Consider the following 24,134-nt stretch of genomic DNA (forward strand, 5'->3'; position numbering starts at 1 on the left):
CGGACTAGAAAGCCATCCTGCCTGGTTCAGTCGATGCTTTCCGCCTGTGCCCGCTCCAGGTCGGCATGCGCTTCATCCACCTTGCGTTGGCGCTCTGCAATTTTCTTCGAACTTTTCCCTTGAGTCCTGGCTTCCTGCAAATCGTGTTCGCGTTCCGCCAGCTTTTTCTGCGCCGCATCAACTTTACGCTGGCTCGTGCTGCGCAATTCTTCATCGGTGCAGTTCGCATTCAACCGGGCAAGCGCGGTTTCCAGACCATCGACGCGACGTGCATTGCCATGCGCCTGAGCGTACGTAATTTCCTTTTCCACCGAAGCACGCTTTGCTTCGCAGCCACGCACTTGCGCCCAGACAAGAATCGGACACATTACTGAGGACAACAACAGAACCTTGAGGGCAGTCTTCGTTTTTTTCACTTATTACCTCGATAGAGGTTGATTGACGTGCTCGAACAGCTTCGATCGAGCATCGATGATTCGCCATACTATCCGACCGGACACCCCGCGTGAAGGGGGCATGCCAGAAGCCAGAACGCCCGCATTTGCATGCCTTTGATACCGGCAAATACAACAAGAGTGCAACCCCTGGCTTGCACGGTCATTTCTCGCGGCGCACCCCTGCTTTAACCCGCAACCCAGCATCCCGCATCCCGCTCAATAACCCCGCATTCTATATACGAAAATCGCGTTTTTTAACAGGACGTTTACGCTCGATCCGATAGGCTTCGCTTGATCCAATTGAATGGAATTCGAAGCAAACCATCATGACGTTCGACGATGTATTAACGAGCATTCGCGCCGGCCAAAGATCGCGCCCGGCAGCAGTGTCAACCGCCGCAAAGCCTCCAGGTCCTTCGCGTGCAGCCGGTCGCCGCGCGCAGCGGAGTTGAGCATGGTGTCTGGAATATGGTTGCCTATTGTCACGCCGTTCAAGGACGGACAAGTCGACGTGGATGCACTGCAGCGGCTTGCCGAACGCTACCTGAGCCAGGAGATCAGCGGCTTCGTCGCCCTGGGAACGACCGGTGAAGCGGCGTTGCTCGACCACAGCGAGCGGCATAAGGTCCTGCGCTCCCTGTTTGAAGTCATCGGGACACGCCCGACGGTGGTGGTCGGTGTCGGAGGTCTCAATACGCGCGACATGGTGCAGGAAATCCGCGAACTGGACCACTGGGATATCGGTGGATACCTGGTCTCCGCGCCTGCCTATATTTGCCCCGATCAAAACGGCATTCGCTGGCACTTCAGCGAAGTTGCGCGCGCCACCGAGCGGCCCATCATCTTGTACGACGTGCCGCATCGCACCGGTGTTTGCATCGAGACGAACACGGTTGAGCGCCTCGTCGAACACGCCAATATTGTCGCCATCAAGGCTTGCGTGCCCGCGACTTTCCAAAGGCTCTGCCAACTGCCGATCAGCGTGCTGTGCGGCAACGACGACGCCTATGTCGACTGCCTGATCGCGGGTGGATCGGGCGGCATCCTGACCAGCGCCCATCTCTTCGCCGATATTCTTGCCGAGATCCACGAACGGGTTTTATCGGCGAGAACGGACGACGCCGCTGCGTTTTTCGAAGCGCTCAAGCCGGTGATCAAACTCCTGTTCAGCGCACCCAATCCGGCTGGCGTGAAAGCAGCACTGGCGCTTGACGGCACGATCAGAAGCGAGACTCGCCTGCCGATCATGGAAGCGTCGGCGACGCTCAAAGAGCAGCTCCGGATCGCGCTCGACGCCTGCACCCGGCAGCTCGCGATCATGGCCTGAAACACGGCCCTTCCCCTCTTTAAATACCCCGTTTCTGTTTGCTGCCTGGTCGAAGTATCGACCGGGCAGCAAGCAGTTTTAAGCGCGCTTGGCGCCGCAATACCATGGAGCTGTCAAAATGAAAAAATCCCTGAACACCTCTTTCCTGGCCACCGCTTTGACTGCGGGCTGCGCTGTGTCGGCGCATGCTCAAAGCAGCGTGACGCTGTATGGCGTAATCGATACCGGACTTATCTACACCGACAACCAGGGCGGCCACGGCACCTGGCAGGAAACGAGTGCCGCAACCGAAAACACCGTCTACGGACTCAAAGGCGCGGAGGACCTGGGCGGCGGCCTTCAGGCTGTATTCAAACTCGAGAACGGCTTCAACCTGAACAACGGTACCCAGTTCAATGGCGGCGATGCATTCGGTGAACAAGCGTACGTGGGCCTGCAGAGCAGTCAGTTCGGCACCGTGCTGCTCGGTCGCCAGTTCGATTCGGCGAATGATTATCTTGGCCCGTTATCGGCGGCGGGCAGCGGTTACGGCGGCAATCTTTCGGCGCATCCGTTCAACAACGATAACCTCGCGGCCGACTCGTTGAGCCTGAACAACACGGTCAAGTACGTCAGCACGTCTTATGCGGGCATCACGTTCGGCGGCGCTTATTCGTTCAGCAACAACGCAAACAGTTTCTCCAACAATCGCGCCTATGGTTTTGGCGCGACCTATGCGCATGGGCCGTTCAACGTCGCAGCAGCCTACCTCCAGATAAACAACGCGGGCGGTGGCGTGTTGGGCACCAATCCCAACGGCGCGGTGTCATTAGCCGATGGCAGCGCAGACTTCGTCGCAGCGCGTCAGCGGATCTGGGGCGTGGGCGGCAACTATGTGTTTGGCCCGGCAACCGTTGGCTTGCTGTGGACCCATTCGCAAATCGACAACATGGCTAGCGTGTTCGCCGGCGGTGCGGGCAATATGGCGTTGAACGGCGGCTTGCGATTGAACAACTACGAGTTCAACGCGCGTTACGCGTTGACCCCCGCGTTGAGTCTGGCAGGTGCCTACACCTTCACCGACGGCGCCTATAGCACCGGCGGCACGTCGTCATCGCCACGGTGGCACGAAGTGACGCTGCAGACCGACTACTCGCTCAGCAGGCGCACGGACTTGTATGCGGAAGGGGTGTATCAACACGTCAGTGGCGGGACGGATGGCTCGGCGCTGAACAACGCCACCATCAACACGCTGTCACCCTCGTCGACAAACAGTCAGGTCGCGATCACGGTCGGCATCAAGCACGCGTTTTAAGATTGCATAATGTTGCGGAGCACGGTGCAGCGGGGGACGAACTCAAATACTCCAATGCACCGCGCTTTCGTTACGTCAAAAAATCCGCCGCGAATCAGCTCCTTACAAGCCAATCCCGTCTTAAGCAATCCGCGCCGTAAAAGCCGGTAATAAAAGAATCCGTGCGTCTCTCAGCACCGCTTCACAAGCCGGCGCCGACGACGCATAAAAGCCTCAGACCTTTGTGAATAATGGGGTAGGCGCTTATTTACCGCCTTCAATCCGCTGCCAAAAACGGGCCGGAAACCTTCTAAAGCCCGTCCAAAAATGCGATGGCGCGCTGCAGCTTTGTTTTCCTTTGTGTACATTCCCGGATTGTCTTCGTTTCAGACAAAATCACGTACGCTTGGCGATGTCTATTTGAAATCGGTGCTTATCCGGATTTCGAAAGTAATTAGAAAGAATTCATCGGTTCAGTTCAACCCCAAGTATTGGAACGCTCATGCTCGGCCTAGTACGTATCGCCCTCCGACGACCCTACACCTTCGTCGTCCTCGCGATCCTCATCCTGATCATCGGACCGCTTTCCGCGATCAGAACGCCGACCGATATCTTTCCCGATATCCGCATTCCCGTGATCAGCGTCGTATGGCAATACACGGGCTTGCCGCCGGATCAAATGGTCGGACGAATCACGTCGCCGTTCGAGCGATCGCTGACCACTACAGTCAACGACATCCAGCACATCGAAGCTGAATCGGTGAACGGCTTCGGCATCATCAAGATCTTCTTTCAGCCGGGCGTGAACATCAGTAACGCGAACGCGCAGGTGACCGCCGTTTCGCAGACGCAATTGCGTCAGTTGCCGCCGGGCACCACGCCGCCGCTGATCCTGAACTACAACGCATCCACGGTGCCGATCATCCAGCTCGCGCTCTCGGGCAAGGGTCTCACCGAACAAAACCTGGGCGACCTCGGGCTGAATCAGTTGCGTCCGGCGCTGGTGACAGTGGCCGGTGCGTCGATCCCGTATCCCTTCGGCGGCAAGTCTCGCCAGATACAAATCGATATTGACCCGACTGCGTTGCAAGCGCGCGGACTGTCTGCGCAAGACGTCGCCAACGCGCTCGCCGCCCAGAACTTGCTGACGCCGATTGGTACGGAAAAGATCGGCGATCACGAATACACGCTGCAGTTGAACAACGCGCCTTACGCGCTTAAAGCGCTGGGCGACCTGCCGATCAAGGCGGTCAACGGCACTACGGTTTATATCCACGATGTCGCCAACGTCCGAGACGGCAGTCCGCCGCAAACCAACATCGTGCATGTGGACGGCAAGCGTTCGGTGCTGATGTCGGTGCTGAAAAACGGCTCGGTGTCCACGCTCGGCATCATTGCCGGCATCAAGCAGCACGTGCTCGACGCCAAGGCGTCATTGCCCGACGCGCTGCAGATTGCGCCTATCGGCGACCAGTCGCTCTTCGTGCGCGCGGCCATTAGCGGCGTGGCGCGCGAAGGCGTGATCGCGGCCGCGCTGACCAGCCTCATGATCCTGTTGTTCCTCGGCAGCTGGCGTTCGACGGTCATCATTGCGACCTCGATTCCGCTCGCCATTCTCGGTTCAATAGCGACCCTGTCAGCGCTTGGCGAGACGCTCAACATCATGACGCTCGGCGGCCTTGCGCTCGCGGTGGGGATCCTGGTCGATGACGCGACCGTGACCATCGAAAATATCAACTGGCATCTGGAGCAAGGCAAGCAAGTAGAGGAAGCCATTCTCGATGGCGCCGCGCAGATCGTCACGCCGGCGTTCGTGGCGTTGCTCTGTATCTGCATTGTGTTCGTGCCGATGTTCTTCCTCGACGGCGTCGCGCGTTTCCTCTTCGTGCCCATGGCCGAGGCCGTGATCTTCGCGATGGTGGCATCGTTCATCCTGTCGCGAACGCTCGTTCCCACGATGGCGAAGTACCTGCTGCATCCTCACAACCTGGATGAAGATGCGCACGAAAAGAAGCGCCCCGGACCACTTGGACGATTCCAGCAAGGCTTCGAACGGCGCTTCGAAAAGATTCGCGCGGGCTATCACGGCCTGCTGGAACTCGCGCTGAATCATCGCGCACCGTTCGTCAGTTGCTTCCTCGGTTTCGTGCTGGTCTCGTTCGCGCTGGTGCCCTTGCTCGGCCGCAACTTTTTCCCCGATGTGGACGCCGGGCAGATCCTGTTGCACGTACGCGCGCCGGTCGGCGTGCGGGTCGAAAAGACCGCGCAGATTTTTGCGGATGTGGAAGGGTCGATTCGACAGATCATTCCAACCGCTGAACTCGCCACCATGGTCGACAACATCGGCCTGCCGGTCAGCGGTATCAATCTCGCCTATAACAACACCGGCACGATCGGCTCGCAGGACGGCGACATCCAGATCGCGCTGAACGAAGATCATCGTCCGACCGCGGAGTACGTGCGGCAGATGCGCGAGAAGTTGCCGCGCCTTTATCCGGGCGTGACGTTCTCGTTCCCGCCGGCGGACATCATCAGCCAGATCCTGAACTTCGGCTCGCCGGCGCCGGTCGACCTGCAGGTGCGCGGCAACAACCTGTCCGGGAACTTCGCTTATGCGAACCGGTTGTTGCGCGAGATCCGCCAGATCCCCGGCGTAGTCGATGCGCGCATCCAGCAAGCGCAGAACTCTCCCACCTTCAACGTCGACGTCGACCGCACCCGCGCGCAACTGCTCGGCATCAACGAGCGGGACGTGACCAACAGCCTGGTCGTGAACCTCGCGGGATCGAGCCAGGTCGCACCGACGTTCTGGTTGAATAATGCGAACGGCGTGTCGTATCCGATCGTGATGCAAACGCCGCAATACAACCTCGATTCGCTGGCCTCGTTGCAAAACTTGCCGATCACGTCGAGCTTGCAAAGCAGCGGCCAGATCCTCGGCGGCCTCGCGACCGTCCAGCGTACGAACACCAACGCGGTCGTGAGCCAGTACAACATCCAGCCGATGGTCGAGATTTTCGCCACCACGCAGGATCGCGATCTTGGCGCGGTTGCGTCCGACATCCAGCGCGTGGTGCAGCGTAATGCCGGTACATTGCCGAAGGGTTCATCGGTTGCGCTGCTCGGCCAGGTGCAGACCATGAACAGCGCCTTCGCCGGCATGTTGTTCGGGCTGCTCGGCGCAGTCGTGTTGATCTACCTGATCGTCGTGGTCAACTTCCAGTCGTGGGCCGATCCGTTCGTGATCGTCACCGCGTTGCCGGCCGCACTCGCCGGCATCGTCTGGATGCTGTTCGCGACCCACACCACGCTGTCCGTGCCCGCGCTGACGGGGGCGATCATGTGCATGGGGGTGGCGACCGCCAACTCCATCCTCGTGGTCAGTTTCTGCCGCGAGCGTCTGGCTGTTCACGGCGACCCGTTCAAGGCGGCGCTCGAGGCCGGCTTCACCCGTTTCCGCCCGGTGCTCATGACCGCCCTTTCGATGATCATCGGCATGGCGCCGATGGCCCTCGCGATGGGCGAAGGCGGCGAACAGAACGCACCCCTTGGCCGCGCCGTTATCGGCGGCCTGATTTTCGCTACCACCGCGTCGCTGCTCCTGGTCCCGGTGATCTTCTGCATCATTCACTCGCGCCTTGGCCGCGCGGTTGTCCCGACACCCGTTACGGGAGGTCCTGCTCATGTCATCTGAACCTACTATTACCACTCAACCCGTGACCCACCAACCCGTGCCGCGCCGGCGGCTCGTCATGATCGGCGTAGTGCTTGTGGTGGTGGCGTTGCTCGTGGTCGCCGCCGGCGTCACGCTGCGTTTCGTCGATGCCCGCAACCTCAAGACCTGGACCAACGCGCAGGTCGTCCCGACGGTCAACGTGATCCATCCGGTCAGCGCGTCAAACGGTCCGACGCTCGACCTGCCCTCGCATCTCGAAGCGTATTCGCGTGCACCGATCTTCGCGCGCGTGAGCGGTTACCTGAAGTCGTGGAATGTGGATATCGGGGGACCGGTGAAGGCCGGGCAATTGCTCGCGGTGATCGAGTCGCCGGAACTCGACCAGCAGTTGCTGCAAGCACGAGCGGACCTGGCCAGCGCGCAAGCCAACGCGGCGCTGGCGGGAACGACCGCGAAACGCTGGCAGGCGCTGCTCGGCACCGACTCGGTCGCCCAGCAGGAAGTCGATGAACGCACGGGCGACTACACCGCGAAGAAAGCGACCGTGGCGGCCGCGCAAGCCAATGTGGATCGTTTGCTCGCCACCAAGGGCTTCGAGCGCATCCTGGCGCCGTTTGACGGCGTGGTGACGGCTCGTGACACTGACGTGGGCGCGCTCATCAATGCAGGTAGCGGCGGCGTCGGACAGGAGTTGTTCACAGTGTCCGACGTCAAGCAGTTGCGCGTGTATGTACAGGTCCCGCAGAGTTACGCCCCCGATGTCCGCAGCGGAACGACAGCGACGCTTTCCGTACCTGAATATCCCGGCCAGCAATTCACTGCGCGCGTGATTGCATCGGCGGATTCGGTCAATGCAAGTTCGGGCACCACGCTGGTTCAATTACTCGTCGACAACTCCAACGGCAAGCTCCTGCCAGGCGGTTTTGCCAGCTTGCATTTCAAGCTGCCGGTGCAGGCCAACGCGGTACGGGTTCCCGCCAGCGCACTGGTTTTCGACGCGCGCGGCCTGACGGTCGCGACGCTCGGTGCGAACGGTCAGGTCGTGTTCAAGAAGGTGACGATCAATCGCGATTTCGGCGACTCGGTCGAGATCGGCTCGGGGCTCGTTGCAGACGACCGCGTGATCGATACGCCGCCGGATGGTCTGGTTGACGGCGATCACGTGCAAGTCGCCAGCGCCGACAAGAAGGTGGCCGCCAATGGCTAGGTTACGTACGTTGCGCGCTCCGGCTTTGTTCGCCACAACCGTAGCAAGCACCTTCGCGCTGGCCGCCTGCTCGCTTGCGCCGGATTACAAGGTGCCGCCAACGCCCGTCGTCGCGCAATATCACACGGTCGGTCCGTGGATCAGCGCGCAGCCCGCCGACCAGTTGAGCCGCAACGGCTGGTGGAAGATGTACAACGACGCTCAACTCGATGACCTCGAGCAGCGCCTGCTCGCGAACAATACGGACCTTGCCGCGGCATTCGCACACTACCGGCAGGCTCAGGCGTTCGTGGATCAGGTCTCAGCCGGCCTGTTCCCGAAGGTCTCCGCGAATGCAGTTCCACAACGCGACCGGCAGTCGTACAGGCGGCCATTGCGTGTGGGCGGCCCTAACGACTACAACTCCGCCACGCTCGGCGGCGAGGTCGACTACGACCTTGACCTGTGGGGCCGCGTGCGCGATTCCGTGGTAGCGGGCAAGGACGAAGCACAGGCATCGAAGGCCGATCTTGCATCGGTGCAACTGAGCCTGCAGATTCAACTCGCCGACAGCTATATCCGCCTGCGCGGTCTCGATCAGCAGACACAGTTGCTGACCGACACCGTCGCGGCATTCGCGCGTGCGCTGCAACTCACGCAAACGCTGCACGGCGGAGGACTGGTTTCGGGGCTCGACGTATCGCGCGCGCAGACGCAGTTGTCATCGGCGAAATCGCAGTTGTCGCAGAACCTCGCACAGCGCGCGTTGATTGAACACGCGATCGCCGAACTGGTGGGCGCGTCCGCGTCCGAATTCACATTGCCGCAGCAAACCGCCGCGATTCCCCTGCCCGTGATTCCCACCGGCTTGCCCTCTACGTTGCTGCAGCGGCGCCCGGACATTGCAGCGGCTGAGCGTCGCGTGGCTGAAGCCAATGCGAAGATCGGCGTAGCGCGTGCTGCGTATTTCCCGTCCATCACGCTCAGTGCGCAGGCCGGATTTCAAAGCACCGCATATTCGAATTTGATTAGTGCACCGACGTTGTTCTGGGCGATCGGTCCGCAACTCGTGCAATACGTTTTCGATGGCGGCTTGCGCCGCGCACAGCTCGATTCGGCGAAAGCGGCAACCGATGAAGCCGGTGCGCGTTATCGCGGTGTCGTGCTGTCGGCGTTCCAGCAAATCGAGGACAATCTTTCTCTGTTGCAGGACCTTGGCACGGCGCTCGACCAGCAACGCGATGCCAGCAACTCGGCGCAGTATTCCGTTGATCTGGCGCTGCACCGGTATCGGCAAGGCGCGGTGGGTTATCTCGATGTCGTCCAGGCGCAGACCGCCGCACTCGACGCTCAGCGCGGCCTGCTCGATATCCAGACACGCCAGCTAAGCGCGAACGTGCAGTTGATCAAGGCGTTGGGCGGCGGCTGGTCAAGCGAAGAGTTGGCGAGCACGGCGGCGGCTCCGGTGCTCGTAGCAGCAGGCGAGAAACCGAAAGAATAAATGCAGGCTACGCTGTCCTGTGCGCAAACGGGCACCGCTCAGTATTGCAACGGGATGTCTTAGCCAGCCGCGGCTATTTCCATGTTGGTTAGGACGGGAAAATCTTCCCTGCCGTGTGCCAAGTTATATGGACAGCTAGAGCTCTGCGCTCAGCCAAGACGACGCGTCCAATGCCGCACGCTGTTGCTCACTTGCCGCCAGTGACATCGAGGAACGTGCCGGTGATGAAAGAAGCCTCGGCGCTCGCTAGCCAGAGGATCGCCCGCGCAACCTCTTCAGGTTGACCACCGCGTCCCATGGGGATCGAATCTTTGACGCGGTCCACCCGTCCCGGCTCGCCGCCGCTCGCGTGTATGTCGGTGTAGATGTGCCCAGGGCGAATACAGTTGACGCGTATCCCGTCCCGCGCGACTTCTTTTGCAAAACCCGTGGTAAATGTCTCAACGGCACCCTTCGACGCAGCGTAATCGACATATTCGTTAGGACTGCCGAGCCGGGCCGATGCCGACGAAATGTTGATCACGGCGCCGCCCCGCCCATTGTGACGATACGACATGCGCTTCACTGCCTGTTGTGCACAGAGGATAGGACCGATCGAATTGACCACGAAAATACGCTGCATCCGCTCGAATTCGAGATCCTCTATCCGGGACTGCCGCGCGAGTACCGCGGCGTTATTCACCAGTACATCGATCCGGCCGAACTCCCGGTCGATCGCGGCGAATAGCTGAGCGACCTGCTCTGGATCCGAGCTGTCCGCACGCATGGCTAACGCGCGGCGCCCGAGCGCTTCTACATCGGTTGCTACCGCCTGGGCGGCAGATTCGTCGGAGATGAAGCTGATTGCTACGTCGTACCCTTGTGCTGCAGCAAGACGTGCAGTCGCCGCGCCTACGCCACGACCTCCACCCGTTATCAGAATTAACGGCGCTTGGGCGTCGGTATCCATTTAGCAAACCTTCTTGTGGTAGTGAGATAAGAATTGAGTGCCGAGACTGACTGAATGCAGGCGAGCTCATGGGTGGCATTCCCCATTCCATCCCGGCACTCGACGCACACAAGAATAACTACAGCATGATGCAAAGGCAAAGCAGATTAACTGCCGGTCCGAGTTAGAAAAACTCCTGCGATAAAATGTACGCCCTCGTTCTTGCAAGGCCCCGGAATCCAATGTTGGTATGATTTCTCAGTTCATCGAGACGATCTGCATCCTGAAGACCCTGGACTTTTAACGACAAGCAGTTTTGCTTTGAGCTGACTCAAGATGGCAATCGATATTACCGGCCGCACGTTTGGCAGGCTTACCGCCATATCCCGCGAGGACGGTTCTCGCTGGCTTTTCAGGTGCGCGTGCGGCGTCGAGAAGGTTCTTGCGGTTCAAAGCGTCAAGTATCGCAAGACGCTATCGTGCGGCTGCTTGCGTCAGATTGAAATTGCAGCGGGCCATCGTTTTGGCCAGCTCACTGCGTCTCACTATGTGAATCACGGCAAGAACGGCGCACGCTGGTTTTTCCAGTGTGACTGCGGAACCGGAAAGATCTTTGCCTCTAGTTACGTGCGAAGCGGCTTGCGAACGTCGTGCGGATGCCGCGGGCGGGTTGCCAAAGCTGTCCAAGTGGCGGAGCCAAGAGCAGACATCTGGCCGTTTCCAAAGTGGCCCAGGAAGCGCGGCGGCTAAGCGACTTTCAACATCTCTTCGCTATACCAATCAAACGCGCGCCTGGGACTGTTGAGAAAAGGCCTCTTGCCTTACTCCCGCGACGGCGCGATCGCCACGGGGAACGCCGTCACCCGCGATTCGGCAGGTTGCGCGCGGCCCAGCAACAGACGGGTCGCCAACGCATCGAGCGAAGTGCACAGGATCAAATAGACGAGCCCCACAAACAGGAAGATTTGCACGGGATAAATCATCAACCGGCTATTCACCTGGTTAGCGAGAAACGCAAGTTCCGGCACGCCGACGATATAAGCGAGCGACGTGTCCTTGACGAGCGATACCCACTGGTTAATAAACGACGGCGCCATGATGCGGATAGCCTGCGGCAGCAGTACATGACGCATCGCCTGCCAGCGTGTCAGCCCCAGCGAGAGCGCCGCTTGGCGCTGCCCTCGCCCCACTGCTTCGATACCCGCATGAACCGAATGCGACAGGTACGCCCCGCCGATCAGCGATAGCGCGGCTACGACCGTTGCCAGACCCGGTACGTTGACATGAAGCAGTACCGGCAGCAGGAAGAAGGTCCAGAAGATCAGCATAAGCACGGGTATGGCGCGAAAGAACCCGATTACTGCGAGCAGGATCATGTGACCTACGCCGCGCGTCATCGCAAGTCCAATGCCTCCCGCCAACCCGAGGATCGCGGACGACACAGCGGAGATCAAGGCCATCACCAGCGTGAGCGCGGCGCCGCCAAACGGACCATCGGGAAACGTGCCGACGAGCAAGTACGGTAGATTGGACAGGATGGCGGACAAGGCGTCGTTCATCGGCGCACCGCCGCTCGCGAACCGCTGCGCTGCACTACCACGAGCACAACTTCCAGCAGAGCAATCGTCAGTATGTACAGCACCGTCGCCATGCCGAATGCCTGAAACGTCTTGAAGGTCTCGGTATCGACCTGACGCGACGAATACGACAGTTCAGCCAGCCCGATCGCCATGGTCAGCGACGAATTCTTGACGATATTCATGTACTGCCCGAACAAGGGCGGCGTCGAGATCCGCACCGCCTGCGGCAAGATCACATGAACGAATGCGGCCAACGGCGTGAGTCCAAGAGCGGCTGCCGCGTTGTGCTGACCCACGGGTACACCCGATAACCCCGAGCGAAATTCTTCGCCAATGAACGTGGTCGAATAACAGGTCAATCCGATCCACCCGGCCACGAATTCAAACGATGGCCAATACATTTTGAACATGCCAACGTCCGCAAAATGCGGCGTATTCAACCACGTCATGACCGCGTCGGGCAACAGCGTCGCCACGCCGAAATACCAGAACAGCAGTTGCACAATCAGTGGTGAATTGCGAAACACCAATACATAGAGCGCAGCAGCGCGACGCACCGGCGCGGCGCGCGAAGTGCGCGCAAGGGCAAGCAGGCAGCCGCATAACGTCGCCGTAACTATGACTGACGCCGACAATGCCAGCGTCATGCCGAAGCCCTGCAGCAGCCAGATCAGATACTTCGGCGCAAGCCATCCGTTCATTGGAATCATTCAGCTAAACACGAATGAGAAATTAAAATGCCAAGCCCGGTTCGACCGTTTGCGGTCGAACCGGGCTTGGCCGGACACTCGGCGATCAGCTCTTCTGCGGGTCGCCGATCTTGAACAAACGCGGCAATGGCGCGCGGCTTTTCGGTCCGAACCACTGATCGTAGATATGGCCCGCAGTACCGTTTGCCTCGAGACCCGTCAGCGTGTCGTTGACGACACTCAGGCGCGGCTCGCCCTTGGGCACACCCACGCCCTCATAGTCGTTCGAGATGGTGAAAGCGGGAATTTCGTACTTGTCGCGGTCCGGTACGTTAGCGAGCAAGCCGACTAGCTTCGGACCATCCTGCGTGATCGCCTGGACGTTGCCCGTCCGAAGGGCGGCAAATGCAAAAGGCGTGTCGTCATAAGCCACGATAGTGGCTCGCGGAAACTGAGCGCGAACTTGTTGCTCGTTGGTCGTTCCTTTATCCGCGCCGATGCGTAAATCGTTCAGTTGATCCGGCGACTTCAGCGTGCCCTTCTTCGCGATGAATTGCGTACCCGAGGCGAAGTACGGCGTGCTGAAATCGACCTCTTTCTTGCGTTCATCGGTAATGGTGAAATTCGCAAAAACGAGATCCACTTTCTTCGATGTCAGGAACGCAATGCGGTTGGCCGGATTGGTCGGCTGAATATCAAGTTTCACGCCGAGTTTGTCAGCGACCGCTTTCGCATAGTCCACATCCAACCCGACTATCTTGTTCGTCTTTGGATCGACGAAGCCAAAGGGCGGATTACTGTCAAAAGTCGCCACGCGTAGCACGCCTGCCTTCTTGATATCGTCGAGGCGATCGGCATGCGCCAGGCTCGACATGAGCAGCATGGACCCCATGAAGGCTGCAGTGAGAAGATTGATTTTCATTTTGTATTGGTCTGCGCAGTTGTAGATAGAGCGAGCACACGAAGGGTGCATCACAGCCGGAAATGTAGCAGCGCTCCGGGCTGTGACGAACCATCAATTCGTGTTGTGCTAAGCGTCAGACGGAATAATCAATACGGGGGCGGTGAAGGTACAGATACAGATACTGGCAGGGTAATGGCGTCGCGCTCACGCCTGCCAGGACCACGAAGAATGCAATATCGCTTTTTCATGGCGATCGCTTTCCGTCGGAAGTCTGCAGGCGTGACCACTAGAACGGATGCTTCTCCTGAACTCAGGACATCGCGGCCAGGGCATCCATTAACTGCAGGGTCGGATAGTCTTGCACCAGCTTTTCGAAACCGCGCACGACATCCGCTTCCATCTCCCGGATGCCCTTCTCTCCGCTCACAGTAAATTTACCCGTCGCGTTGAATTGCCGGTTGAAATAGTCGCTCACCTCATCGATTCTTTCCGGGTTGGCCGAGTCGGTGTAAAGGACGGATCGCGGCGACGCCGCATCGTAAAACAGGTTGTGTTTCCATTTGGGCACGAACGAAACTGGTTTCGACTCAGTGATCAGGAACGAGCCGATGAGTTGTAGCCGACCCTTCTTTCCCTTCGGCGTCGCAAACGTCCATACCTTGCGCGGCAGGCGTTCTTTTAGTTGCTCGAGCACGGCTCCGTCAGATCCGAGCGTACCAATGCGGCCCTCTTTCACATCGAGCGCGAAGTCCTTCCAATGATAGAAAATATCCACATCTCTCCCAGTTCTTAATCAATTTGCCACAAGGTCTCAGGCCGATAAATCCGGCCGAGAATAGATCAGTCCATTCTAATGCCCACGGCGGTACGCCGTTTGAAACCGTTTCCCGCTGTACGGCGGACGCTCATTCACCGCTCTCGTTTTTTCCGTTGCCACGGCTAAAAAGCCCGCCGGAAGCTGCAAGCAGACGCACGCTTCGCGTTCAGAAATCATAGTCGTCGCTCGCCTTCCTGGGCTTGCCTGCGCGCATTGGGCGACGCGTCGCTTCAAGGGCCTTGCCATGCAGGTCGGCATCCGGATCGGCAACAGCGTCCAGGGCCTGCTCCAGACCGAGCGCGCAGAGAACGGTAAAGCAGACGCCGATTGCCGTGCCTGGCCTGCCGAGTTCCAGTGCGGTCAGGGTATTGCGGTTGATGCCGGCCTTGCTGGCAAGATCCGCGACCGACCAGCCGCGCCGGATGCGCGCGATCCGGACACGCTGACCCAGCTGGACAACCCGCTCGGCAGCTTGCAGCGGTATCACAAGATTGCTCATTTAGATAGGCATTAAACGCATTAATGCCTATTATACTAGGCAATGACCAAACCCGTCCGCCAGCGCCCAAGCGAGACCTCCCATGCATGTCAGATCGCCGAGCGCTCGAGCATGAAGGTTTGAAACTGGATCAGCGTCGGATCGGATGAGCGCTCGGGATGCAGGCGAATCACGAACTGCCACGACCCCGGCAATTCATGCTCTGGAAAGAGTCGCACCAGACGGCCGTGGGCCAGGTCGAAATCGATCAGCGGCGACCGGCCGAGTGCAACACCCTTCCCCGCAATCGCAGCGCCGATGATCGGATTAAAGCTGCTCAAGCGCACCAGGTTCTGCTCCGGAAGCACGCCGGCACCGAGCAGTGCAAACCACGTCTGCCAGTCTATTTCACGGCTCGATGCGTGATGCTCCTCTTGCAGCAAGCGATGCTCGGCGAGTATCTGCGGAGTAGCGGTCCGAGGGTCGATCAACAACGGACTGCACACGGGGAACACAGTCTCCCGGACCAGCGCCCGGTCGCTGGGATGCGAGTTCGGCGTATCGGTTGTCGAGCTTGACAATGGCACGCGCAGAATCGCGATATCGATCGTGTCATTCTGCCAATCCGGTTCATCGTCAAACACCCTCAGGTTCACCGCGATTTCCGGATGGCGCGTCGAGAACTCAACCACGTGAGGCGCAAGCCACAGCGATGAAAATGGCGCATTCGCTGAAACCGTCAACGTGCGCCGTCGCTTGCGCCGCCTCACAGCTAACCGCTCACAGGCCTCGCCCAACGGAATCAGACTCGCTTCAATGGCCAGCAGCAACTCCTGCCCCGCAGACGTGGGTTGCGCGCGTGAAGTCGTACCGCCGCGGTGCATCAACGTTGTACCCAACGCCGATTCCAGCGCGCGCAATTGATGGCTGATGGCGCTCTTGGTAACGTTGAGCTCTTCCGCCGCGCGGCTCAGGCTGCCGAGTCGGGCTACGGCTTCGAACGCCTTCAGGGCGGCCAGCGGAGGAATGTGGGGAGAGAGTCTTGGCATCATGGGTAAAGTTTAGCTCAACCCCGGTTGAGAAAGCATCGCTCGCGCGCCGCGCAGGTCCATGCCACGATGATCCAATACCTTGAGGAGTTATCCGGATGTATTTCGATCTTCGCCTTTGGCAATTGACCAAGGGACTACGCGGGCACATGGTGCTCAGCATCGTCGTCGGATTGCTGGCCTTGCTGGCCGGCATCGCGCGGTTTGTGTTTCTCGGCCAGTTGCTCGCGCAGGTGTTGCGAGGCAATCCCTGGCAGTCGTGGGTGGCGCCATCGGTGGCTGTAGCGGCCGCGATCGTACTGCGTGCGCTGCTGGATCACTGGCGCGCGAGCATCGCCTCCCGCACCGCAGCGCGAGCCCAGGAAACGCTGCGTGGCCAGTTGTATGACCGTATCGTGGCGCTCGGACCGGCGTGGTTCGCCGAACAACGCACGGGCGGCGTGATGTTGTCGGTCATCGATGGCGTCGAGCAGTTGCAGACCTTCTTCGGGCAGTATCTGCCGCAACTGGCCGTGGCCCTCTGCGCGCCGTTTGCCATCTTCGGCATCATCGCATTCTGGGACCTGCCCGTGGCCACCGTGCTCCTGGTCGCCGCCCTGGTGGCGTTGTTCGGGCCGATCGCCGTACACATGCATGAACGCCGCACCAGCCTCGCGCGCGCCCAGGCATTCAAGGAGTTCGGTGAAACCTTTCTAGATGCAGTCCAGGGCCTGCCAACGCTCAAGGCGTTCGGGCAAAGCCGCGTCTGGGGCGAACGCCTCGCCACGCAGGCGCGTGCTGTATCCGACAACACTTTCTGGGTGCTCGCGGCAGGCCTTCTTACACGCGGCATCGTCGATCTGGGAGCCGCCCTGGGCGCTGCTCTGGCGCTCGTGCTTGGCGCGTGGCGCGTGACTCATGGACAGATGGACCTGACCACGCTCCTGATCGTATTGATGGCGGGTACGGAGATTTTCCGGCCGTTGCGCGAGCTGCGCAGCGTCCTGCATCAAGGCATGCTCGGGCAAGCCGCGACGGCGGGCATTCGCTCACTGCTCGAGGCCAACCCGCCGATGCCGCAGGCCGGTACGGACTCGTTGCGCGACGCGCCGGCATCGCTGGATTTCGACGATGTGCGTTTTGCCTATGCCGGCGGCCGCGGTCTCGCGCACCGCGGACTCACGTTCTCGGTGGCGGCCGGCGAGCGCATTGGCATCGTGGGGCCGAGCGGCGCAGGCAAGTCGTCGATCGTTCGCCTGCTTTTGCGCCAGTACGATCCTCAGGCCGGCAGTATCCGCATCGCAGGTCAGGATGTGCGTACGCTTGACCCCGATGCACTGCGCGCGAAGATCGCGGTGGTTGCGCAGGACACAATGCTGTTCGCGGGTACCGTCGAAGAAAACCTTCGGCTCGGGAGGCCGGATGCCACCCATGATGAAGTGGAAGCCGCCGCGCGGGCAGCCTACGCTCACGACTTTATTTCGAGCCTGCCTGATGGCTATCAGACTTCGATTGGCGAACGCGGTGTGCAACTGTCAGGCGGCCAGCGCCAACGGCTTGCCATTGCACGGGCACTGCTGCGCGATGCCCCAATCCTGATACTGGATGAAGCGCTCTCGGCCGTCGATGCGGAAAACGAGGCGCTGATTCAGCGGGCGCTGGACCGCCTGATGCAAGGCCGCACCACGCTGATTCTCGCGCATAGACTGTCGAGCGTGATCGGTGCTGATCGCATCCTGGTTCTGGACGATGGCCTTGTCGCGGAAAGTGGTACGCATGACGAACTAATGAAGCGAAGCGGGCTGTATCACCGCTTGATGGCGGCGCAAGTGACGCCTCGCAGTGTGTCGGCATTACGCTCAGATACAACGGCTCTTCAAACAGCCGTGCTTGGAACGAAGACCGCGCAAGCCGGTGAGACGGAAGAAGACACTGCGCAAGGTCCGCGCGAGCTCGATGCCGATGCAAGAACCCTGGGTTGGAAGGCCACGCTGGGGTCCCTGATCGCGGCAATCCACCCGTGGCGAGTGCGGCTTGTGTTGACCATTCTTTTGGGCGTTGGAAGAGTGACGGCTTTCATCGGTGTAGGTGTGCTGGGTGCATGGCTGGTTTCCGCGCTGCGTGCCGGCAATCCGCATCAGGCGATCGCGGCGTATCTGTTGCTCGTTGCGCCGCTCGCAGCAGTGTTGCACTGGCTTGAATCCTGGCTTGCCCACGACATGGCGTACCGGCTGCTGGCGGATCTTCGAATCCGCTTGTTCGGACAGCTTGATCGTCTGGCGCCCGGCTATCTCCTCCGCCGCCGCTCCGGCGATCTCGTAACGTTGGCGACGCAAGACGTTGAGACCATCGAATATTTTTATGCGCATACGGTCGCCCCGGCAATAGTCGCGGTGCTGGTGCCGGCCGCGGTCATAGGCGTCCTCGCAACGGCGGCCTGGCCGCTTGCACTCGGACTGCTGCCGTTCCTGGTGTACGCGATGCTCTCGCCGGTGCGCGGGCGCAACCGTATCGATGTATTAGGCAGCAAGGCGCGCGAATCCCTAGGTCTGCTCGGCGCGCATATGACGGAGACCATTCAGGGTTTGTCCGATCTGCTCGCGTTCCAGGCAACCGGGCGACGGCGCGATGCGTTCATGGCGCTGGCACGCGACTATAGTGTGACGCGGCTCTCGCTGCTGGCGGATCTGGCTCGTCAAACTGCGCTGCTGGATGTCGCGACCGGACTCGGCGGCTTGGCTGTTGCCGTGATAGGTGCGTTCCTGGTCTCGGCCGGGCAACTCTCCGCGGGGTGGCTGCCGATGCTGATCCTCCTCGCCGTGGCAGCCTTCATGCCGGTGGCTGAAATTGCGCAGGTGGGCAGGCAACTGGCCGATACCATCGCGTCGGCTCGGCGCTTGAGAGTCGTCCATGACGAGCCCGTTGCCGTGCTCGACGGAGAACGCGACTTGCAACCATCGCCGGGTGGATCGGAAGTCCGCTTTGACGACGCCCGCTTTGCTTACGCCGAGCGCGCGCAACCTGTGTTGAATGGCGTGTCTTTCTGCGTGCGTGCGGGTTCTACTGCGGCGCTTGTTGGCGCCTCGGGCGCCGGCAAGAGCACGATTGCGAATCTGCTGCTGCGTTTCTGGGACCCGGACACAGGTTCGGTTCAACTCGATGGCGTCGACTTGCGGCGCCTGCGGCTCGACTCGCTGCGCTCGCACGTTGCCCTCGTGTCACAGGACACGTATCTCTTCAACGACACCCTTGAGGCAAACATCCGCCTCGCGCGGCCCGACGCCAGCGCGGAAGCGCTACAACTCGCGCTTGCGCAGGCATCGCTTGGGGACTTCGTGGCAACGCTGCCGCAGGGGCTCGCCACGCGGGTGGGTGAACGGGGCGTGCAGTTGTCGGGCGGGCAGCGTCAGCGTGTGGCCATTGCGCGTGCTTTTCTCAAGGATGCACCGGTGCTGGTCCTGGATGAAGCAACGTCACACCTGGACGCCATCAGCGAAGCACAGGTACATGCCGCGCTGAAGACGCTCATGACCAATCGCACGACGCTGATCATTGCGCACCGGCTGGCTACCGTGCGCGAGGCCGACCTGATCATCGTGCTGGACCACGGCTCGGTGATTGAAGCGGGTCCGCACGCGCAACTGCTGGCGAACAACTCGGTCTATGCGCAACTGGTTAACCGGCAACAGGTGGGCAACGGCTTGCAGCAATCCGCGTGAGGTCTATGCTTACGTGAAGATCATCGGAAAAAGGGTCGAATTTGCAGGCCGACGCCGTTGGTCTTTCTGCGGCGGTGTACGAAGGGAGGTGGGAATGTTCCAGTCTCATCGGCAGAAAGCCTTGAGAGCGTTGCCAGTGCGCGTGATGGATCGCAAGGCCAGCCAAGGCAGGATCTTCGATGTGTGTTTGGGGGGAGAGGCAGAGGTAAGCCGACAAATCTACTGGCCTTGGAAGACGGTTTTGGCGGCGGCCCTCAGCGCGAATTTTGTTACCGGCATGACGGACACAGCAGTTGAGTGCGATGCCTTGCGCATCGCCCCGCTCGTCCGTGCACGCCTTGATCTTGACGCACGCCTTTGGAAGTCAATCGGCTAAGGCCAGCTGTTCTGGACGGAACAAAATGCTTTTAACGATGTATTGAACCGGCACGCCGCTTGGCGGTCGACACTCCACTTTCTGCCCCACCCGTGTGCCGAGAAGCGCGAAACCCGTGGGCGAAAGAACCGATATACATCCCCGTTCATAGTCCGCTTCATCGGGATAGACGAGCGTCCATTGATGCGCTTCCCCGCTGGCAACAACCGTGCATTCGATTCGGGTGTTCACCATGACGACATCTGCCGGCACCTCGGCGGCATCAAGCAGCATGGCGGTACCCTCGAGTTCCTCCACGAGCATACGGTGCTCGGATGAAGCACCCGACGCGCGCGCGCAACGCTTGAGCCGTTCCATATCGAGTTCGGACAGGATGGGCATACCTTTGGGCATGCTCTTGGTTCTGGATCTCGTTAATGGCGATGATTGAATTTTATTGAGTGACATAGGGTACCTCGTGGGTGAATTAAGAATCAAATGGGCTAATGCAACCGCCATCAAATCACTTGTTCTACTGTTAGTTATCCTGTGCGATAAACCAGGCCATGCCGTTGATCCGTAAAAGACGTTGCGTGCGGCTGCATCGCTGTCCACGGTCCCGGAGAACCGGTGGATAAAAGCTTTCCTGGCGGTTTAAATCGCGGACGAAAATGATTGGTCACATCGCCGAACAGACGCGCACACGTGCGTTTCCGACGTCGGTTCCTGGTAGGGATCGACGCCGATGCGGTGATGTGAGATGTGCGGGAGGAGAAGGCCCGGTTCGCGCGTTAACTGACCATCAGTCGTTACGCAGGAGCCGGGCACAAGGAAGTGCCGACATGTCCGCCGGACGTGCGCGGCTCCGATTGAGCTGCGTGCCCCTCGATTTTTCGCTCGCACGCAGGCACCTTCCGGTCACAACCGGAAAATGGAACACTGCGAATGAATGGAGCGAAATGAGAAACACGGCGGTTACCTAAGTCAAGAGCGCTGGGGAAGGACAACAGAAGCACATGACTTCATTAAAGCGTGTTTGTCAGGATATTGCAAGCTTCCAAACTCCGAATGCGCCTTCCGCTCGCCCAAGGAAGCCCGATTCGGAACAATCCGGTTTGGGGAAACTGCCTTGCTGAAGGGGAACCTGGATGCTGCAACGATCCGTTTTTGCCGGCGCTAGATCACCCTGCATGACGAACAGGGAGTCGCCGACAGCTCCCTTCATCGATAAAAATTGCTGCCTTCGCGCCCCGAGCATAGTTGAGCGCCGTACTGCGCCAAAGCCCTGACCTGCATCAACTGCGCACAAACGGCGACAGCAATGGAAGCCGGCGCCTTGTCCACAATCCCTTCCACGCCAATCGGACAGGTCATCTCCGTCAAGCGCGCCGGCTCAACACCTCGATCAACCAATCGCCGCTCGAATTTCACGCGCTTCGTCTTCGACCCGATCATGCCAAAGTAAGCGAAATCGTTACGTCGCATGATTCGAACTGCTAGCGAAAAATCGAGCGAATGGTCATGCGTCATCACCAGGAAGCACGCGCCGGAAGGCGCCGAATCAACGATCACATCCGGTGTATCCGTTGCTTCGATCTGCACGTTGTGGGGCACTTCATCGGGGAATGGTTCGTCGCGTGCATCGACCCATTGAACCACGCAAGGCAGCATGCCCAGCAACTTGACCAGCGCGTGGCCGACGTGCCCGGCGCCGAACAGCACGATATGCGTCGGCGGTGCGGCCGGCGGTACGGACACCCCGCTACGACGGCCGATCAGCACGCGTTCCTGGAGCATTTCCATAGCAAGCCTCGAATCAATAAGCGGCTGAGGGCGCAGCAACGGCAGTAGCGGCAGCTACTGCCGCGCGAACCGCATTCACGGCCTTCAAGATTTCCTCGCTCGTCGCGGGCGCGTTCAGCGGCGGATTCACCGTGTTATTGCCGACACTCGCCACTGCGTCGCGGATCGCAAAGAACACTGAAAACGGCAGCAGCAAGGGCGGTTCGCCAACAGCCTTCGACCGGTGGATGCTGTCCTCCGCATTGCGGTTCTTGAACAGCCGGACGTCGAATACGGGCGGGCAATCGTTGACGGTCGGGATCTTGTACGTGGACGGCGCGTGGGTCATCAGCTTGCCGCCCGCGTTCCACCACAATTCCTCGGTCGTCAGCCAACCCATGCCCTGGATGAAACCGCCTTCGACCTGTCCCACATCCAAAGCCGGATTGAGCGACGCGCCCACGTCGTGCAACGCATCGGCACGCAGCACACGCATCTCACCGGTCAGCGTGTCGATCACGACTTCGGAAACTGCTGCGCCATAGGAGTAGTAAGAGAACGGCCGTCCCTGCATCTTTCCCTGATCCCAGTAAAGCTTAGGAGTCTTGTAGAAACCATCGGACCATAACTGCACCCGCGCGCGGTACGCCTGCATGATCACTTCATCGAAAGGAATTGCCTTGTCACCGACCACAATCCGGTCGTCGATGAACCGTACGTCGCGCGCGTCGACTTCGCCCGCGCCATAGTGCTCGGCAGCAAGCGCGGCAAGCCGTTCGCGCAATTGACGCGCAGCATCTTGCGCGGCCTTGCCGTTCAGATCGCTGCCGGTCGACGCCGCGGTCGCCGATGTGTTCGCGACTTTGCTCGTGTCGGTCGCCGTCACGCGCACGCGGTTAAAACGAATGCCGAGCTCGTGCGCGACGACCTGCGCGACCTTCGTGTTTAGCCCCTGCCCCATCTCCGTGCCGCCATGATTCACGAGCACCGAGCCGTCGGTATAGATATGCACCAGCGCGCCGGCCTGGTTAAAGTGAGTCACATTGAACGCAATGCCGAATTTCACCGGCGTCAGTGCGAGTCCCTTTTTAAGCACATCGTTGTTCGCATTGAATTCGCGCACAGCCTCGCGACGAGCGCGGTAATTGCTGGTCGCTTCGAGCTCGTCGAGCAGTTCGTGAATCACGTTGTCTTCAACCGCCTGTCCGTATGGCGTGACGTTCTGCTCGGTCTTGCCGTACAAATTCCGGCGGCGTACATCGAGCGAATCGAGCCCTACCGAACGCGCGACGTTATCCATGATGTATTCGATCGCGAACGCGCCCTGCGGTCCGCCAAAGCCGCGAAACGCCGTGTTCGACTGCGTATTGGTCTTGCCGCAGAATCCATCGATAGAAACGTGCGGCAGCCAGTACGCATTGTCGAAATGGCACAGCGCGCGGGTCATCACAGGGCCCGAAAGATCAGCCGAAAAACCGCAGCGCGACGTCATGTCGACGGTCACGCCATCGATCAGTCCGGTGTCGTCATAACCCACTTCGTACGTGTAGTGAAAATCGTGCCGCTTGCCGGTGATCATCATGTCGTCGTCGCGATCCGGACGCAGCTTCACGGGACACAGCAGCTTCCATGCAGCGAGCGCCGCGCAACACGCGAACAGTCCCGATTGCGACTCCTTGCCGCCGAAGCCCCCGCCCATCCGCCTGCATTCGACCAGCACGTTATGCGACGCCAGGTTGAGCATATGGGCGACCATGTGCTGCATTTCCGACGGATGCTGCGTCGAGCACCACACGTGCATGCCGTCGTCGTCTTTCGGCACGGCGTAAGAAATCTGACCTTCGAGGTAGAACTGTTCCTGGCCGCCGAGCAGCATTTCGCCCGTTTCGCGATGGGCGGCCCACGCGATCTTCGCGCCGGCGTCGCCGCGCGCGAGCTTCATTGGCGGGAGCACGTGCGAGTTAGCGGCGCGCGCCTGTTGCGGTGTCAGGATTGCAGGCAACTCTTCATACACGACCTCGGCCCGGCGCGCGGCGCGGCGGGCAATGTCGTGGGACATCGCGACGACAATGAACATCGGCTGACCGACGAACTGCACGATGCCATCGGCGAGGATCGGGTCATCACCGTGAATGATCGGGCCGACATCGTTCACGCCGGGGATATCAGCGGCCGTGAAGACAGCGACAACGCCAGGCGTTGCCCGCACGGCGTCAAATGACATCGATACAATTTTTGCGTGCGCCTTCGCGGACATTCCGAGCGCCGCGTGCAGCGTGCCGGCGACCACCGGAATGTCGTCGGTGTAACTCGCGCGGCCGCTGACATGCAGATGCGCCGATTCGTGCGGACGCGAAACGTGGACCTGCGTGAAGTCAGCTTCAAGGAGATCTTTGGCTTCCTTCATGTCCCTCAGGAACGGTTCAGCTTGCTGATTCATTCTGTTGTTCTCCG

18 protein-coding genes are annotated in these 24,134 nt (G+C 60.1%); 7 read left to right on the forward strand and 11 right to left on the reverse strand.

Translation table 11 applies throughout. The annotated features are described in order from the left end of the window. Positions 1 to 26 precede the first annotated feature (26 nt). Positions 27 to 416: a DUF1090 domain-containing protein gene (locus ACSQ83_RS31065; protein ID WP_436230769.1), complete on the reverse strand. Its 390-nt coding sequence runs from the start codon at positions 414 to 416 to the stop codon at positions 27 to 29. A gap of 475 nt (positions 417 to 891) precedes the next feature. Between ACSQ83_RS31065 and dapA the strand changes: the two genes are divergently transcribed. From dapA to ACSQ83_RS31090, 5 genes are all read left to right on the forward strand, one after another. Further along, positions 892 to 1,764: a 4-hydroxy-tetrahydrodipicolinate synthase gene (gene dapA / locus ACSQ83_RS31070; RefSeq protein ID WP_436230770.1), complete on the forward strand. Its 873-nt coding sequence runs from the start codon at positions 892 to 894 to the stop codon at positions 1,762 to 1,764. A gap of 118 nt (positions 1,765 to 1,882) precedes the next feature. Next, positions 1,883 to 3,058: a porin gene (locus tag ACSQ83_RS31075; protein ID WP_436230771.1), complete on the forward strand. Its 1,176-nt coding sequence runs from the start codon at positions 1,883 to 1,885 to the stop codon at positions 3,056 to 3,058. Positions 3,059 to 3,539: 481 nt separating this feature from the next. Beyond that, on the forward strand, positions 3,540 to 6,731 hold the full coding sequence (locus tag ACSQ83_RS31080) for an efflux RND transporter permease subunit (protein ID WP_436230772.1): 3,192 nt from the start codon (positions 3,540 to 3,542) through the stop codon (positions 6,729 to 6,731). Next, entirely contained in the window at positions 6,721 to 7,920 is a 1,200-nt protein-coding gene (locus ACSQ83_RS31085) for an efflux RND transporter periplasmic adaptor subunit (RefSeq protein WP_436230773.1), read from the forward strand. The genes ACSQ83_RS31080 and ACSQ83_RS31085 overlap by 11 nt, the downstream gene beginning before the upstream one ends. Next, a complete protein-coding gene (locus ACSQ83_RS31090) occupies positions 7,913 to 9,400 on the forward strand; it encodes an efflux transporter outer membrane subunit (protein ID WP_414954499.1) in 1,488 nt (495 codons plus the stop codon). Before ACSQ83_RS31085 ends, ACSQ83_RS31090 begins: the two co-directional genes overlap by 8 nt. A 187-nt stretch (positions 9,401 to 9,587) precedes the next feature. Here the strand turns inward: ACSQ83_RS31090 and ACSQ83_RS31095 are convergent, their stop codons facing one another. The 7 genes from ACSQ83_RS31095 to ACSQ83_RS31125 all read right to left on the reverse strand — a co-directional run bounded on the left by ACSQ83_RS31095 (position 9,588) and on the right by ACSQ83_RS31125 (position 15,848). Next, positions 9,588 to 10,349: an SDR family oxidoreductase gene (locus tag ACSQ83_RS31095; protein WP_436230774.1), complete on the reverse strand. Its 762-nt coding sequence runs from the start codon at positions 10,347 to 10,349 to the stop codon at positions 9,588 to 9,590. 800 nt (positions 10,350 to 11,149) lie between these two features. Beyond that, positions 11,150 to 11,887, reverse strand: coding sequence for an amino acid ABC transporter permease (locus ACSQ83_RS31100; RefSeq protein WP_436230775.1), 738 nt, complete (start codon positions 11,885 to 11,887; stop codon positions 11,150 to 11,152). Continuing rightward, on the reverse strand, positions 11,884 to 12,609 hold the full coding sequence (locus ACSQ83_RS31105) for an amino acid ABC transporter permease (protein ID WP_436230776.1): 726 nt from the start codon (positions 12,607 to 12,609) through the stop codon (positions 11,884 to 11,886). The genes ACSQ83_RS31100 and ACSQ83_RS31105 overlap by 4 nt, the downstream gene beginning before the upstream one ends. Positions 12,610 to 12,703: 94 nt before the next feature. Further along, positions 12,704 to 13,519, reverse strand: a complete 816-nt coding sequence (locus ACSQ83_RS31110) for an ABC transporter substrate-binding protein (protein ID WP_436230777.1) — start codon at positions 13,517 to 13,519, stop codon at positions 12,704 to 12,706. Positions 13,520 to 13,811: 292 nt separating this feature from the next. Beyond that, a complete protein-coding gene (locus tag ACSQ83_RS31115; RefSeq protein ID WP_436230778.1) occupies positions 13,812 to 14,237 on the reverse strand; it encodes a hypothetical protein in 426 nt (141 codons plus the stop codon). A gap of 247 nt (positions 14,238 to 14,484) precedes the next feature. Beyond that, positions 14,485 to 14,817 (reverse strand): helix-turn-helix domain-containing protein, encoded by a 333-nt coding sequence (locus ACSQ83_RS31120; protein WP_414954493.1) that lies wholly within the window; start codon positions 14,815 to 14,817, stop codon positions 14,485 to 14,487. Positions 14,818 to 14,906: 89 nt separating this feature from the next. Beyond that, positions 14,907 to 15,848, reverse strand: coding sequence for a LysR substrate-binding domain-containing protein (locus ACSQ83_RS31125; protein WP_414954492.1), 942 nt, complete (start codon positions 15,846 to 15,848; stop codon positions 14,907 to 14,909). Between the two features lie 95 nt (positions 15,849 to 15,943). Between ACSQ83_RS31125 and ACSQ83_RS31130 the strand changes: the two genes are divergently transcribed. Beyond that, complete coding sequence (locus ACSQ83_RS31130; RefSeq protein ID WP_436230779.1) at positions 15,944 to 19,543, forward strand: ABC transporter ATP-binding protein; 3,600 nt, start codon at positions 15,944 to 15,946, stop codon at positions 19,541 to 19,543. Positions 19,544 to 19,637: 94 nt separating this feature from the next. Then, positions 19,638 to 19,919: a hypothetical protein gene (locus ACSQ83_RS31135; protein WP_436230780.1), complete on the forward strand. Its 282-nt coding sequence runs from the start codon at positions 19,638 to 19,640 to the stop codon at positions 19,917 to 19,919. On the opposite strand, the gene ACSQ83_RS31140 is transcribed toward ACSQ83_RS31135, so the two are convergent. The 3 genes from ACSQ83_RS31140 to xdhB all read right to left on the reverse strand — a co-directional run bounded on the left by ACSQ83_RS31140 (position 19,908) and on the right by xdhB (position 24,120). Continuing rightward, a complete protein-coding gene (locus tag ACSQ83_RS31140; protein ID WP_436230781.1) occupies positions 19,908 to 20,312 on the reverse strand; it encodes a GreA/GreB family elongation factor in 405 nt (134 codons plus the stop codon). The two genes, ACSQ83_RS31135 and ACSQ83_RS31140, sit on opposite strands and share 12 nt — an antisense overlap. An 807-nt stretch (positions 20,313 to 21,119) precedes the next feature. Then, complete coding sequence (xdhC, locus tag ACSQ83_RS31145) at positions 21,120 to 21,701, reverse strand: xanthine dehydrogenase accessory protein XdhC (protein WP_436230782.1); 582 nt, start codon at positions 21,699 to 21,701, stop codon at positions 21,120 to 21,122. 13 nt (positions 21,702 to 21,714) lie between these two features. Then, positions 21,715 to 24,120: a xanthine dehydrogenase molybdopterin binding subunit gene (xdhB, locus tag ACSQ83_RS31150; RefSeq protein ID WP_436230783.1), complete on the reverse strand. Its 2,406-nt coding sequence runs from the start codon at positions 24,118 to 24,120 to the stop codon at positions 21,715 to 21,717. Positions 24,121 to 24,134: the final 14 nt, after the last annotated feature.

This window comes from Caballeronia sp. LjRoot29, from assembly GCF_964252755.1.
Taxonomy (GTDB): Bacteria; Pseudomonadota; Gammaproteobacteria; order Burkholderiales; family Burkholderiaceae; genus Caballeronia.

Excerpts from the sequence above, each read along its gene's own strand:
- xdhB (WP_436230783.1), bottom strand. The coding sequence starts at position 24,120 with ATGAATCAGCAAGCTGAACCGTTCCTGAGGGACATGAAGGAAGCCAAA.
- ACSQ83_RS31085 (WP_436230773.1), top strand. The coding sequence starts at position 6,721 with ATGTCATCTGAACCTACTATTACCACTCAACCCGTGACCCACCAACCC.
- ACSQ83_RS31135 (WP_436230780.1), top strand. The coding sequence starts at position 19,638 with ATGTTCCAGTCTCATCGGCAGAAAGCCTTGAGAGCGTTGCCAGTGCGC.
- ACSQ83_RS31075 (WP_436230771.1), top strand. The coding sequence starts at position 1,883 with ATGAAAAAATCCCTGAACACCTCTTTCCTGGCCACCGCTTTGACTGCG.
- ACSQ83_RS31120 (WP_414954493.1), bottom strand. The coding sequence starts at position 14,817 with ATGAGCAATCTTGTGATACCGCTGCAAGCTGCCGAGCGGGTTGTCCAG.
- ACSQ83_RS31140 (WP_436230781.1), bottom strand. The coding sequence starts at position 20,312 with ATGCCCAAAGGTATGCCCATCCTGTCCGAACTCGATATGGAACGGCTC.
- dapA (WP_436230770.1), top strand. The coding sequence starts at position 892 with ATGGTGTCTGGAATATGGTTGCCTATTGTCACGCCGTTCAAGGACGGA.
- ACSQ83_RS31090 (WP_414954499.1), top strand. The coding sequence starts at position 7,913 with ATGGCTAGGTTACGTACGTTGCGCGCTCCGGCTTTGTTCGCCACAACC.
- ACSQ83_RS31105 (WP_436230776.1), bottom strand. The coding sequence starts at position 12,609 with ATGAACGGATGGCTTGCGCCGAAGTATCTGATCTGGCTGCTGCAGGGC.
- ACSQ83_RS31100 (WP_436230775.1), bottom strand. The coding sequence starts at position 11,887 with ATGAACGACGCCTTGTCCGCCATCCTGTCCAATCTACCGTACTTGCTC.
- ACSQ83_RS31125 (WP_414954492.1), bottom strand. The coding sequence starts at position 15,848 with ATGATGCCAAGACTCTCTCCCCACATTCCTCCGCTGGCCGCCCTGAAG.
- ACSQ83_RS31095 (WP_436230774.1), bottom strand. The coding sequence starts at position 10,349 with ATGGATACCGACGCCCAAGCGCCGTTAATTCTGATAACGGGTGGAGGT.
- ACSQ83_RS31110 (WP_436230777.1), bottom strand. The coding sequence starts at position 13,519 with ATGAAAATCAATCTTCTCACTGCAGCCTTCATGGGGTCCATGCTGCTC.
- ACSQ83_RS31130 (WP_436230779.1), top strand. The coding sequence starts at position 15,944 with ATGTATTTCGATCTTCGCCTTTGGCAATTGACCAAGGGACTACGCGGG.
- xdhC (WP_436230782.1), bottom strand. The coding sequence starts at position 21,701 with ATGGAAATGCTCCAGGAACGCGTGCTGATCGGCCGTCGTAGCGGGGTG.
- ACSQ83_RS31080 (WP_436230772.1), top strand. The coding sequence starts at position 3,540 with ATGCTCGGCCTAGTACGTATCGCCCTCCGACGACCCTACACCTTCGTC.